At 43.0% G+C, this 14,719-nt stretch carries 10 protein-coding genes; all 10 read left to right on the top strand.

The features are described 5' to 3' along the window. Positions 1–60: 60 nt before the first annotated feature. Positions 61–489 carry a 50S ribosomal protein L11 gene (gene rplK, locus NWQ57_RS14315; protein WP_306022842.1) on the top strand — a complete coding sequence of 143 codons (429 nt, stop codon included), beginning with the start codon at positions 61–63 and terminating at the stop codon, positions 487–489. A gap of 4 nt (positions 490–493) precedes the next feature. Beyond that, complete coding sequence (gene rplA / locus NWQ57_RS14310) at positions 494–1,183, top strand: 50S ribosomal protein L1 (protein ID WP_306022841.1); 690 nt, start codon at positions 494–496, stop codon at positions 1,181–1,183. Positions 1,184–1,521: 338 nt separating this feature from the next. Continuing rightward, positions 1,522–2,040 carry a 50S ribosomal protein L10 gene (rplJ, locus tag NWQ57_RS14305; protein WP_306022840.1) on the top strand — a complete coding sequence of 173 codons (519 nt, stop codon included), beginning with the start codon at positions 1,522–1,524 and terminating at the stop codon, positions 2,038–2,040. 52 nt (positions 2,041–2,092) lie between these two features. Beyond that, positions 2,093–2,464, top strand: a complete 372-nt coding sequence (gene rplL / locus NWQ57_RS14300) for a 50S ribosomal protein L7/L12 (protein ID WP_306022839.1) — start codon at positions 2,093–2,095, stop codon at positions 2,462–2,464. Between the two features lie 281 nt (positions 2,465–2,745). Next, positions 2,746–6,774: a DNA-directed RNA polymerase subunit beta gene (gene rpoB, locus NWQ57_RS14295; protein ID WP_306022838.1), complete on the top strand. Its 4,029-nt coding sequence runs from the start codon at positions 2,746–2,748 to the stop codon at positions 6,772–6,774. A gap of 96 nt (positions 6,775–6,870) precedes the next feature. Further along, positions 6,871–11,058 carry a DNA-directed RNA polymerase subunit beta' gene (rpoC, locus tag NWQ57_RS14290; protein WP_306022837.1) on the top strand — a complete coding sequence of 1,396 codons (4,188 nt, stop codon included), beginning with the start codon at positions 6,871–6,873 and terminating at the stop codon, positions 11,056–11,058. 209 nt (positions 11,059–11,267) lie between these two features. Then, positions 11,268–11,642, top strand: coding sequence for a 30S ribosomal protein S12 (rpsL, locus tag NWQ57_RS14285; RefSeq protein ID WP_306022836.1), 375 nt, complete (start codon positions 11,268–11,270; stop codon positions 11,640–11,642). A 78-nt stretch (positions 11,643–11,720) separates the two neighbouring features. After that, on the top strand, positions 11,721–12,191 hold the full coding sequence (gene rpsG, locus NWQ57_RS14280) for a 30S ribosomal protein S7 (RefSeq protein ID WP_306022835.1): 471 nt from the start codon (positions 11,721–11,723) through the stop codon (positions 12,189–12,191). 12 nt (positions 12,192–12,203) lie between these two features. Continuing rightward, a complete protein-coding gene (gene fusA, locus NWQ57_RS14275) occupies positions 12,204–14,309 on the top strand; it encodes an elongation factor G (protein ID WP_306022834.1) in 2,106 nt (701 codons plus the stop codon). Positions 14,310–14,376: 67 nt separating this feature from the next. Further along, positions 14,377–14,719, top strand: a 343-nt coding sequence (locus tag NWQ57_RS14270; protein ID WP_306022833.1) for a GTP-binding protein, incomplete at its 3' end; no start/stop codon positions are given.

The following is a 14,719-nucleotide window of genomic DNA, read 5'->3' as shown; positions in this document are numbered from 1 at the left end:
GATTGAGTAATCATCCTCAGTGATTACGAGGCGTTTAACCCAAATTTGAGAGTATGAATCATGGCAAAGAAAGTCACTGGCTTAATTAAGCTACAGGTTGCAGCTGGCGCTGCTAACCCAAGTCCACCAGTTGGTCCTGCATTGGGTCAAAAAGGTGTTAACATCATGGAATTCTGTAAGGCATTTAATGCTAAAACAGCTGACATGGAGAAAGGCTCTCCAGTTCCTGTTGTTATCACTGTATATGAAGATCGTTCATTTACCTTTGAAACTAAAACACCTCCAGCTTCTTATTTATTGAAAAAAGCCGCAGGTATCAAGAGTGGTTCTGGTCGTCCAAATACTGAAAAAGTAGGCAAGGTGACTCGCGCGCAATTAGAAGATATTGCTAAAGCGAAAGAATCAGATCTTACAGCAGCAAGTTTAGATGCAGCTGTTAATACCATCGCTGGCTCTGCACGCAGCATGGGCTTAGTAGTAGAAGGATAAGACAATGGCTAAATTATCAAAACGTATGCGTTTAGTACGCAGCAAAGTTGATTCACGTAAAGAATACTCATTTAATGATGCTGTTGCTTTATTAAAAGAATTAGCGACAGCTAAATTCGCAGAAAGCATCGATGTATCAGTTAATCTTGGTATCGATGCACGTAAATCTGATCAAAACGTTCGTGGTGCAACAGTACTTCCAAATGGTACTGGTAAAGACGTTCGCGTTGCGGTTTTCACCTCTGGTGCAAATGCTGAAGCAGCAAAAGCTGCCGGCGCTGACATCGTTGGTATGGAAGACTTAGCAGAATTAGTTAAGAAAGGCGAAATGAACTTTGACGTCGTTGTTGCTTCTCCAGATGCAATGCGTGTTGTTGGTCAATTAGGTCAAATCTTAGGTCCACGTGGTCTAATGCCTAACCCTAAAACGGGTACGGTAACTCCAGACGTAGTAACCGCTGTTAAAAATGCAAAAGCAGGTCAAGTACGTTACCGTAATGACAAAAATGGTATTATCCATGCTAGCATTGGTAAAATCGCTTTTGAACCACAACAAATTGAAGAAAACCTTAACGCTCTGTTGGAAGCACTTAAGCGTGCTAAGCCTTCATCAGCAAAAGGTGTATTTATTAAGAAAGTTAGCTTGAGCACCACAATGGGCGCAGGTATAGCTATTGAGCAAGGCAGCCTTTAAGGTTGATTTGTTCTGGCAGTTAAACCTTAGAGTTTAACTGCTTCTCTGTAAAGGTTATGGGTTGGAGTCTGGTTTGTTCGCAAACTTAGACTCCCGTCCAAGACCGCAGGCGTAAACTGGTGGAAGCAGTAAGAGAACTTTCGCATTAACAGTTTGCTTAAACTAACAGCCTGCGCAGACGGTGATTTCGACTCAGACTCTCTGGGATTAACGAACACCGTAGAGCGGTATTGTTGTTAAAATGAGGTTTATTTTACTAACAGTATCTATCTGTGAATCCTGAAAATGATATTTCGACAGAAATGAAATGATTTTTCAGACTTTAAGAGGTGAACTCAGTGGCACTAGGCTTAGCAGCAAAGAAAGAGATCGTAGCAGAGATAAGCGATGTTGCGTCTAAAGCTCTATCCGTTGCCGTCGCTGAATACCGTGGAATGGAAGTTGGGGAACTAACTGCCCTGCGTATTAAAGCCCGTGAACAAGGTGTTTACATTCGTGTAATTCGTAACACTCTTGCAAAACGTGCTTTAGCAGACAGTAATTTTGCTGACATCGACAGTGCCTTAGTTGGCCCGTTGATTTATGGTTTTTCTATGGAGGCACCTGGTGGTGCAGCCCGTCTTTTCAAAGACTTTAGTAAAACTAACAGCAAGCTTAAAGTTACCGCATTGACCATCGGTAGTGGTTTATTGGGTCCAGAAAAATTGGATGCAGTAGCTTCTCTACCTACCCGCGACGAAGCGTTGGCAAGATTACTTGCTACCTTCAAAGCGCCGGTTGGCAAATTCGTTCAAACAATCAACGAAGTGCCTTCCAAGTTTGCGCGTGTATTGGCGGCGATCAAAGAAACCAAATAATTTGGCTCTTTGTATTTTTGAATATTAACATTAACCCCAGGAGTTTAGAGAAATGGCTCTAACCAAAGAAGATATCTTGAACGCTATTGCTGAAATGCCAGTAATGGAATTAGTTGAATTAATCGCTGCAGCCGAAGAAAAATTCGGTGTAACTGCGACTGCCGCTGTTGCTGCTGCTGCTCCTGTAGCCGCTGCTGAAGCTGCTGCTGAACAAACTGAATTTGACGTTGTAATGACTTCATTCGGTGCGAACAAAGTTGCTGTTATCAAATGCGTACGTGGCGCAACTGGCCTTGGCTTGAAAGAAGCTAAAGACCTAGTTGAAGCTGCTCCAAAAGCGATCAAAGAAGGCATCGCAAAAGCTGACGCTGAAGCACTTAAGAAAGAGCTTGAAGAAGCTGGTGCAACAGTTGAGCTTAAATAATCTGCCTAACGACAGATTAGTTGCCTGAAATGGCATAGGCTGGTGATTTAATAGTCACCAGCCTTTTTGCGCTGTAGGATTTGATATTTTCATCCTTTGATATCGGTTCTAGTTTTTCGGTGCAAATTGTCTACAAACATTAATAAAACCAATAAGTTAAGTAAGCCTCTTAATGAATTTGGTCAATGCGTTGCAGACAAGCTTTAAGGATGGTGGAAGTTTGCTTTATTAGTCAATTCTAATGAGCAAGTTGGGTCAAAAATCGGCAGGCTGAGGAACCCATGGTTTACTCTTATAGCGAAAAGAAACGTATCCGTAAGGATTTTGGCAAACGCCCACAGGTATTGGAAATACCGTATCTACTTTCAATCCAATTAGATTCTTTTAAGAAATTTATTGACCTCGATACCGATGGTCAACATGGACTGGAAGCAGCATTTAGATCCGTTTTTCCAATAAAAAGTTACTCTGGTAACGCTGAATTGCAATATGTAAGTTATCGTTTAGGTGACCCCATATTTGATGTTAAAGAATGTCAAATACGCGGTGTAACTTATTCAGCTCCCTTACGTGTAAAGCTCCGCTTAGTGTTGTTTGATAGAGAAGCAGCGCCAGGCACAGTCAAAGACATCAAAGAGCAAGAAGTCTACATGGGTGAAATTCCACTCATGACTGATAACGGTACTTTCGTTATCAATGGAACTGAGCGCGTTATCGTGTCGCAATTGCACCGTTCTCCAGGCGTGTTCTTTGATCACGATAAAGGTAAAACTCACTCATCAGGTAAAGTATTGTATAACGCGCGCGTTATTCCTTACCGTGGTTCGTGGTTGGACTTTGAATTTGACCCTAAAGATAACCTTTTTGTACGTATTGACCGTCGCCGTAAACTACCTGCGACTATCATCCTACGTGCATTAGAAATGGGAACAGAAGAGATTCTTGATTTATTCTTCGAGAAAAACCAAGTTCGCATTGCAGACGACAAGTTTTTATCAGATATCGTGCCAGACCGTCTTCGTGGTGAGACCGCACAGTTTGATATTCTAGATGCCAAAGGTAATGTGTTGGTTGAGGCAGGGCGTCGTATCTCTGCAAGACACACTCGCGCTCTAGAAAAAGCAAATATTACAGAACTAGAAGTACCCGCTACTTATCTAGTTGGTCGTGTATTTGCTAAAGATTATGTTAGTAAAGAAACTGGCGAAGTTATCGTTAGTGCTAACGATGAATTAACGTTGGAAAATATTGAAGCGATCAAAGAAGCTGGTTTTACTAGTTTTGACACTTTGTATATCAACGAATTAGATCACGGTGCTTATATATCTGATACCTTGAGAATAGATAGTTCATCTAATAAGTTAGAAGCATTAGTTGAAATTTACCGCATGATGCGTCCTGGTGAGCCACCTACTAAAGATGCAGCTGAAACCTTGTTCAACAACTTGTTCTTTTCTTCAGACCGCTATGACTTGTCATCAGTAGGTCGCATGAAGTTCAACCGTCGCTTGGGTCGTGAAGAACTGACCGGTGAAGGTACTTTGAGCAAAATGGACATCGTAGCGGTAATAAAACAACTAATTACCATTCGTGATGGTAAAGACGAAGTTGATGACATCGACCACCTAGGTAACCGTCGTATTCGTTCGGTTGGTGAGATGGCAGAAAACCAATTTCGTGTTGGATTAGTGCGTGTTGAACGTGCAGTTAAAGAGCGTTTGAGTCTAGGTGACTTAGATGCGGTTATGCCTCAAGATTTAATTAACGCTAAGCCTATTTCGGCAGCAGTGAAAGAATTCTTCGGCTCTAGCCAATTGTCGCAATTTATGGATCAAAATAACCCCTTATCAGAAGTTACGCACAAACGTCGTATTTCTGCATTAGGTCCAGGTGGTTTGACTCGTGAACGTGCAGGCTTTGAAGTACGTGACGTACACCCGACTCATTACGGTCGTGTATGTCCAATCGAAACACCAGAGGGACCAAACATTGGTTTGATTAACTCTTTGGCAAGCTTCGCACGTACTAACGATTTTGGTTTCCTTGAAACCCCTTATCGTAAAATTATAGACGGTGTTGTTACTGACGAAATCGATTATTTGTCTGCTATTGAAGAAGGCCAGTTTGCGATTGCACAGGCTAACGTCGTACTAGATGAAAACGGTAAATTGGCAGAAGATTTGATTCCTTGTCGTTACCGTGGTGAGACAACGTTAATGTCAAGTGACCAAATCACTTACATGGATGTATCACCTCAACAAATCGTGTCAGTAGCGGCAAGTATTATTCCGTTCTTAGAACACGACGATGCAAACCGTGCATTGATGGGTGCAAACATGCAACGTCAAGCTGTTCCAACCTTACGCGCTGAAAAGCCTTTGGTCGGAACTGGTATGGAAAAAACAGTAGCCGTTGACTCAGGCGTAACTGTTGTTGCTAAACGTGGTGGTTCTGTAAGCTACGTTGATGCTAGCCGTATTGTAATTAAAGTTAATGAACATGAAATGACTGCTGGTGAAGCAGGTATCGATATTTATAACTTGACTAAGTACACCCGTTCTAACCAGAACACCTGTATCAACCAACGTCCGACGTGTAACGTTGGTGAGCCGGTTGTTGCTGGTGATGTTTTGGCCGATGGTCCTTCAACCGATATGGGTGAATTGGCGTTAGGTCAAAATATGCGTATCGCATTTATGCCTTGGAATGGTTACAACTTCGAAGACTCGATCTTAATTTCTGAGCGTGTAGCGATGGAAGACAGATTTACTTCTATCCACATTCAAGAACTTAGCTGTATTGCTCGCGATACCAAGCTTGGGCCAGAAGAGATTTCAGCTGATATTCCTAATGTCGGCGAATCTGCACTAGGTAAGTTAGATGAATCTGGTGTTGTATATATCGGTGCTGAAGTTAAAGGCGGCGACATCCTAGTAGGTAAGGTCACTCCTAAAGGTGAAACCCAATTAACGCCAGAAGAAAAACTTTTACGTGCGATATTTGGTGAGAAGGCGTCTGATGTTAAAGATACATCTCTACGTGTACCTAACAGTGTTCACGGTACCGTTATTGATGTTCAAGTATTCACCCGTGATGGTGTTGAAAAAGACAAACGTGCTCGTGAAATCGAAGATATGCAACTACGTGAAGTCAAAAAAGACTTATCAGATGAATTTAATATTCTTGCTGATGGTATTTTTGCTCGCGCCAGAAACGTATTGATAAAAGCAGGCATTGACGAATCGCGTTTAGACAATGTTCCAAGAGAGAAATGGTTTGATTTAACGTTGAAAGATGACGACGCTCAAACTGAATTGGATCAAATTGCTGAACAGCATTCTGAAATCAAAGCCGATTTCGATACGAAGTTCGAAACCAAACGCCGTAAAATTACCCAAGGTGATGATTTAGCACCAGGCGTGCTTAAAATAGTTAAAGTGTATTTGGCCGTTAAACGCCATATCCAGCCTGGTGATAAAATGGCGGGCCGTCACGGAAACAAAGGTGTTATCTCAACCATTAAACCTGTTGAAGATATGCCTTACGACGAAAACGGCACACCGGTTGATATCGTATTGAACCCGTTGGGTGTACCTTCGCGTATGAACATCGGTCAGGTACTTGAAACTCACCTTGGTATGGCAGCGAGTGGTATCGGTGTGAAAATCGATCGCATGTTGAAAGAACATGAAGAAATGTCAAAGCTACGTAACTTCTTAAAAGAGGTTTACAGTGCAGGCAAGTCTCACCAAGAAGTTGATTTAGACAGTTTCAGCGATGACGAAATTACCCGTCTAGCAGGTAACTTGCGTAAGGGTGTGCCAATGGCTACGCCAGTGTTTGATGGAGCGACAGAAGCCGAAATTAAACACATGTTAACCCTTGCTGATCTGCCTGAAAGCGGCCAAATTACCTTGTTTGATGGCCGTACTGGTCGTGCATTTGAACGCCCTGTGACTGTTGGTTACATGTACATGCTGAAATTGAACCACTTAGTTGACGACAAAATGCACGCTCGTTCTACTGGTTCTTACAGCTTGGTAACGCAACAGCCTCTAGGTGGTAAAGCACAGTTTGGTGGACAACGTTTTGGAGAGATGGAAGTGTGGGCACTTGAAGCATATGGTGCCGCCTATACCTTGCAAGAAATGTTAACCGTTAAATCCGATGACGTGAATGGTCGTACCAAAATGTATAAAAACATTGTGGACGGTGATCATCGTATGGAACCTGGTATGCCGGAATCATTCAACGTATTGTTGAAAGAAATTCGTTCGCTAGGTATCAACATCGAATTAGAAGAGCAATAAACCGCTCTTACTGAGCTGATAGACAGGATAGTCCGGTATTTGGGTACGCGGTACCTAATACCGGACATTTGCAACTGACTCCGCTGGGAGAGAAATGTGAAAGATTTATTAAAGTTTCTTAAGCAACAAAATAAGACTGAAGAATTCGACAATATCAAAATTGGCCTTGCCTCACCTGATATGATCCGTTCGTGGTCTTTTGGGGAAGTTAAGAAGCCAGAAACGATCAACTATCGTACCTTTAAACCTGAGCGTGATGGTTTATTCTGTGCACGTATTTTCGGTCCGGTAAAAGACTATGAGTGTTTATGTGGAAAATATAAACGCCTTAAGCACCGTGGTGTAATCTGTGAAAAATGTGGCGTTGAAGTTACATTAACCAAAGTGCGTCGTGAACGCATGGGTCACATTGAATTAGCCAGTCCGGTTGCACATATTTGGTTCCTAAAATCATTACCATCTCGTATTGGTTTGATGTTAGATATGACATTGCGTGACATTGAACGCGTTTTGTATTTTGAATCATACGTGGTTTCTGAACCGGGTATGACAACACTTGAACGTAGCCAACTTCTTAATGAAGAAGAGTACTTGGATGCCTTAGAAGAACATGGCGACGAATTTGAAGCCAAAATGGGAGCGGAAGCAGTTTTTGAATTGCTAAAAGCCCTAGACGTTGATGCCGACGTTGCTTCTATGCGTGAAGAATTGCCCAGTATTAATTCTGAAACAAAACGTAAGAAGATTACCAAGCGTTTAAAATTACTTGAGTCATTTCAACAATCTGGTAACAAACCAGAGTGGATGATTTTGACTGTTCTTCCTGTTTTACCACCAGACTTACGTCCATTGGTACCATTGGATGGCGGCCGTTTTGCGACTTCTGATCTTAACGATTTATACCGTCGTGTTATTAACCGTAACAACCGTTTGAAGCGTCTTTTAGATCTAGCTGCACCAGACATTATCGTACGTAACGAAAAACGTATGTTGCAAGAGGCTGTTGATGCTTTATTAGATAATGGTCGTCGCGGTCGTGCGATTACTGGTTCTAACAAACGCCCTTTAAAATCTTTGGCTGATATGATCAAAGGTAAACAAGGTCGTTTCCGTCAGAACTTATTAGGTAAACGTGTTGATTATTCAGGTCGTTCGGTTATTACCGTTGGTCCTACGCTACGTTTGCACCAGTGTGGTTTACCTAAAAAAATGGCACTTGAGCTATTCAAGCCGTTTATTTATGGAAAGTTAGAAGGCCGTGGCTTAGCAACTACGATTAAAGCAGCTAAAAAATTAGTTGAACGTGAAGATCCGGAAGTTTGGGATGTTCTTGACGAAGTTATTCGTGAACACCCAGTTTTACTTAACCGTGCACCCACACTTCACAGATTAGGTATTCAAGCTTTTGAACCTATCTTAATCGAAGGTAAAGCAATCCAATTGCATCCACTCGTATGTGCGGCGTATAACGCTGACTTCGATGGTGACCAAATGGCAGTACACATTCCATTGACCATCGAAGCGCAGCTTGAAGCTCGTGCCTTAATGATGTCAACTAACAACATTTTGTCTCCAGCGAACGGTGAGCCGATCATTGTTCCTTCACAAGACGTTGTTATGGGCTTGTATTACATGACTCGTGACCGTGTAAATGGTCGTGGTGAAGGCATGGTATTTACTAGTCCGCACGAAGCAGAAAAAGCTTACCGTACCGAAGCGGCTGAGCTACATGCTCGCGTCAAAGTTCGTATCACTGAATACGATTTTGACGAAGAGGGTAACAAAATTGAAAAAGTGACATTAACCGATACCACTGTTGGTCGCGCTATCTTGTCGTTGATCTTGCCAAAAGGTTTACCTTTTGAAACCATCAACCAAGCTATGGGCAAAAAGGCAATATCACGTTTATTAAACGTTTGTTACCGTACCCTAGGTTTGAAAGATACGGTTATCACCGCTGACCAAATCATGTATACCGGTTTTCACTATGCGATGATCGCTGGTGCTTCTGTTGGTATTGATGACATGGTTATTCCTGCAGCTAAGAAAGACATTATCGAAGAAGCAGAAGCAGAAGTCCGTGAGATCCAAGAGCAGTTCCAATCAGGTTTGGTGACCGCGGGTGAGCGTTATAACAAAGTTATCGATATTTGGTCTAACGCGAACGAGCGTGTTGCGAAAGCCATGATGACCAACTTGTCAACCGAAAAAGTCATGAACCGTGATGGAGAAATGGAAGAACAAGCGTCTTTCAACTCAGTGTTTATGATGGCCGACTCTGGTGCTCGTGGTAGTGCTGCTCAGATTCGTCAGTTGGCTGGTATGCGTGGTCTGATGGCTAAGCCAGACGGTTCAATCATCGAAACACCAATCACCGCCAACTTCCGTGAAGGTTTGAACGTACTGCAATACTTTATTTCTACTCACGGTGCTCGTAAAGGTTTGGCCGATACGGCTCTGAAAACGGCAAACTCGGGTTACTTAACTCGTCGTTTAGTAGACGTAGCCCAAGATTTGGTTATTAACAACGATGACTGCGGTACTTTCGAAGGTGTTAAAATGACACCGTTAATCGAAGGTGGTGATGTTGTTGAGCCATTACGTGAACGCGTATTGGGTCGTACTGTCGCTGAAGATGTTATCAAGCCTGGCTCTGATGAAGTACTAGTTGAACGTAATGTTCTGTTAGATGAAGCATTAGTAGACATGTTAGAGGCTAACTCAGTCGACCAAATTATGGTTCGCTCTGTTATCACTTGTGAAAATGACTTTGGTGTTTGTGCTAAATGTTATGGTCGTGATTTGGCTCGTGGTCACATGGTTGGTCATGGTGAGGCGGTTGGTGTTATTGCAGCACAATCAATCGGTGAGCCGGGTACTCAGCTTACCATGCGTACGTTCCACATCGGTGGTGCGGCATCTAGAGCATCAGCAGAAAACAGTGTTCAAGTTAAAACCACTGGTACGCTGAAGCTACATAATGCTAAATACGTTCGAAATACAGATGACAAAGTGGTTATTGTTTCACGTTCAACTGAGATCACTATCATTGATGATCAAGGTCGTGAGAAAGAGCGTTATAAAGTCCCTTACGGTGCAATACTGACCACTAACGACGGTTCAAAAGTTGTTTCTGGTGAAGTAGTGGCAAACTGGGATCCGCACTCGCATCCAATCGTTACTGAACGCGCAGCGAAAATTAGCTTTGCTGATATCGATGACAGTAACACAGAAATGCAGCAAGACGATCTTACAGGTTTAACCCGTATCGTGGTTAACGACTTGTCTAAAGCGAATGCTAAAGAACCTAAGCTGATCCTTGAAAGTGATGAGTTTGGTTTACAAGAAATTCGTTTACCTAGTTTTACAACTATCGAAGCCACTGATGGCATGATGGCAAAACCAGGTGATGTTCTAGCGCGTATACCGCAAGAAAGTTCTAAGACTCGAGATATTACGGGTGGTCTACCTCGTGTTGCTGACTTGTTCGAAGCACGTAAGCCTAAAGAGCCAGCTATTCTTGCTGAAGTATCTGGAACCATTGGCTTTGGTAAAGAAACTAAGGGCAAGAAACGTTTAGTAATTACACCTAAAGAAGGTGAGCCTTATGAGGAAATGATCCCTAAATGGCGCAACCTCAACGTATTCGAAGGTGAAAACGTTGAAAAAGGTGAAGTTATTGCGGACGGTCCAGAGTCGCCTCATGATATTTTACGTTTACGTGGTATCTCTGCGGTTTCAAATTACATTGTTAACGAAGTTCAAGAAGTTTACCGTTTGCAAGGTGTAAAAATTAACGATAAGCATATCGAGGTGGTTATTCGCCAGATGTTGCGTAAGTGTATGATTACCTATGCAGGCGATACTAACTTCCTTGAAGGTGAGCAAGTAGAAGTCTCAAATGTTAAGATTGCTAACCGTGAAATAGAGAAGCAAGGCAAAATCCCCGCGCAATATGAAACTCAATTGTTGGGTATCACTAAAGCGTCTTTGTCTACTGAGTCATTTATTTCAGCAGCATCTTTCCAAGAGACGACTCGTGTTCTTACCGAAGCAGCAGTGCAAGGTAAAGAAGACGAACTACGTGGTTTGAAAGAGAACGTTATTGTAGGCCGTTTGATTCCAGCGGGTACCGGTTTTGCGTATCACCAAAAACGGACAGCAGCTAAATTAGCAGCTCGTAATCCGTTCCCAGAGCCTTCAGTTTCTGCATCAGATGCCGAAGCAGCTTTGAGCGAAGCGTTAAATGCAGAAGTGAATGAATCTTCTGAAATTGATGAATAGAGAATCGATCGCTTAGGATCTGAAAAGCAAGATAAAGCCGCTAAACCCATATTATATGCAGTTTAGAGGCACTCTTACTTGACAGCTCCCACTTTGATCATTAGACTTCCGCGACCCAAAATTTGGTAATCCAAATCGAGGGCGCGGATTTTTCGCGTTATAGGCCCGTAAAAGGGTAATCAGTCGTAATTTTAATCAGGAGCTAGTTAATGGCAACAGTTAACCAGTTAGTGCGCAAGCCTCGCCAAGCACCAGAGACGAAGAGCAACGTCGCTGCTTTGCAAGCTTGTCCACAACGTCGTGGAGTATGTACTCGTGTATATACCACCACACCAAAAAAGCCAAACTCTGCATTACGTAAAGTTTGTCGTGTTCGTTTAACCAACGGTTTTGAAGTTTCTTCTTACATCGGTGGTGAAGGCCATAACCTACAAGAGCACAGTGTTGTTCTTATCCGTGGTGGCCGTGTTAAAGATTTACCAGGTGTGCGTTACCACACTGTGCGCGGTACTTTGGACTGTGCAGGTGTTACTAAGCGTAGACAAGCCCGTTCTAAATACGGCGCAAAAAGGCCTAAGTCTTAACGGTTCTCCGTTAGTAAGGCCAAACTAAGTATTAATTGAGTTTTGGGATATCCCTGAAAATTCTACGGAGAATTAAAGATGCCAAGAAGAAGAGTTGTAGGTCAACGAAAAATCCTACCAGATCCTAAGTTCGGATCACAGTTACTCGCTAAATTTATGAATGTCGTTATGTTAGACGGCAAAAAATCGACTGCGGAAAAGATCGTTTACGGTGCACTAGAAATTGTTGCTGCGAAAGCTGGCAAAGCACACTTAGACGTATTTGAAGATGCACTAGACAACATCCGTCCTACGGTTGAGGTTAAATCTCGTCGCGTTGGTGGTTCTACTTATCAAGTTCCAGTAGAAGTTCGTCCAGTTCGTCGTAATGCGTTAGGTATGCGTTGGTTAGTAGACGCTGCTCGTAAACGTGGCGAAAAATCAATGGCTCAACGCCTTGCAGCTGAAATGCTCGACGCTGCTGAAAACAAAGGCTCTGCGGTTAAGAAACGTGAAGACGTTCACCGTATGGCTGAAGCTAACAAAGCTTTCGCTCACTATCGCTGGTAGTAAGAAAAAGCTATGGCTCGTATTACCCCCATTGTTCGTTATCGAAATATTGGTATTGTTGCTCATGTTGACGCGGGTAAAACCACGACAACTGAGCGCGTTTTGTTTTACACCGGTGTATCCCATAAAATTGGTGAGGTACATGATGGTGCAGCCACCATGGATTGGATGGAGCAGGAACAAGAACGTGGTATTACTATAACGTCAGCGGCTATCACCTGTTTTTGGGCAGGGATGGACAAACAGTACGAGCAACACCGTATTAATATCATAGACACGCCTGGGCACGTTGACTTTACAATTGAAGTTGAGCGGTCTTTGCGTGTGCTTGATGGTGCCGTGGTCGTATTCTGCGGTTCATCGGGTGTAGAACCTCAATCAGAAACTGTATGGCGTCAAGCTAATAAGTACCACGTTCCGCGTATTGTATTTGTTAACAAGATGGACCGAGCTGGTGCTGATTTTAAACGTGTAGTAAAGCAAATTCGTACTCGTTTGGGTGCTAACTGTGTGCCTATTCATTTGAATATAGGTTCAGAAGAGACATTCAAAGGTGTTATTGATTTAATTAAGTTTAAAGCGATTAACTGGAGTGATACCGACCAAGGTATGACGTTCAGCTATGAACCAGTTCCTGCTGATTTAGAAGCGCAAGCTAAAGCGATGCGTATTGAATTAGTTGAGGCTGCTGCGGAAGCAACTGATGAATTAATGGATAAGTACTTAGAAGGCGAAGAGCTGACTGAGGAAGAAATTAAATTTGGCTTGCGTAAACGCACGTTAAACAATGAGATCGTTTTAGCTACATGTGGTTCTGCCTTTAAAAATAAGGGTGTTCAAGCTGTTCTAGATTCTGTCATTGAATATTTGCCATCGCCAACTGATGTGCCACCCATTAAGGGAATACTCGATGATAAAAATGAAACAGAAGCAGAAAGACCTGCTGACGATGAAGCGCCATTTGCAGCTTTAGCGTTTAAGATAGCCAGTGATCCCTTTGTTGGAACACTGACCTTCTTCCGTTGTTATTCAGGTGTGGTAAACACCGGTGACGCGGTTTATAACCCAGTTAAAGCTAAGCGTGAACGCTTTGGACGTATAGTGCAGATGCATGCTAAAGACCGGGTTGAACTAAAAGAAGTTCGAGCTGGGGATATAGCTGCAGCTATAGGTTTAAAAGATGTCACAACGGGTGATACCCTGTGTGATCCAAACCATATAATCACCCTAGAACGCATGGAGTTTCCTGAGCCTGTAATATCAATTGCAGTTGAAGCGCGCTCTCAAGCTGACCAAGAAAAGATGGGCATAGCGTTAAGCAAACTTACCGCTGAAGATCCTTCTTTTAAAGTCAAAACGGATGAAGAAACAGGGCAAATTATCATCTCTGGTATGGGGGAATTACACCTCGATATTATTGTTGATCGCATGAAACGAGAATTTAACGTTGAATGTAATGTCGGTAAGCCGCAGGTAGCCTATAGAGAGACAATACGCTCTAAAGTCGATGCTGAAGGTAAATTCATTCGTCAGTCTGGTGGTAAAGGACAATATGGCCATGTATGGTTAACCTTAGAACCCAATGAAGAAGGGGCTGGATACCAGTTTACAAATGCAATAGTCGGTGGCGTAGTGCCTAAAGACTATATCGCAGCGGTTGATAAAGGTATTCAAGAACAGTTACAAAATGGTGTGTTGGCGGGCTATCCGGTACTTGACGTAAAAGTGACTCTGTTCGACGGCTCTTACCATGATGTTGACTCTTCAGAAATGGCGTTTAAAATCGCTGGTTCTATGGGTTTCAAGAATGGTGCTGCGCAAGCGAATCCTGTATTACTTGAACCTACCATGAAAGTAGAAGTCACCACGCCAGAGGATTGGATGGGTGATGTGGTTGGCGATTTAAATCGTCGCCGCGGAATGATTGAAGGCATGGAAGACGGTTTAGCTGGAATAAAAATAATTCGTGCTAAAGTGCCATTGTCAGAAATGTTTGGTTATGCAACTGCACTGCGTTCTGCAACTCAGGGCCGTGCGTCATACTCAATGGAATTTTTTAATTACGCAGAAGCGCCCAATAACGTGGCTAAAGCGATTATTGACGCTAGACACTCTTAATAATGAAGGTCTGGTCCGGTTATCTATCTATATAGGGGCCGGACTTTTAACTTAGGAAAATTGTAAAATGGCAAAATCAAAGTTTGAACGTACTAAACCGCACGTAAACGTAGGTACTATCGGCCACGTTGACCACGGTAAAACCACCTTAACTGCAGCTATCACAACTGTATTGGCAAAAACCTACGGCGGTACTGCGAAAAACTTCGCAGCAATCGATAACGCTCCAGAAGAGCGTGAGCGTGGTATTACAATCAATACATCACACGTAGAATACGACACGCCTGCACGTCACTACGCACACGTTGACTGTCCTGGACACGCTGACTATGTTAAAAACATGATCACCGGTGCAGCTCAGATGGACGGCGCAATATTAGTAGTAGCGGCGACAGATGGTCCTATGCCAC

The organism is Paraglaciecola sp., assembly GCF_030730205.1.
Lineage (GTDB): Bacteria > Pseudomonadota > Gammaproteobacteria > Enterobacterales > Alteromonadaceae > Paraglaciecola.
The sequence above is the reverse complement of the archived record's forward strand: the minus strand, read 5'-3'. Positions and strand labels throughout refer to the sequence as shown.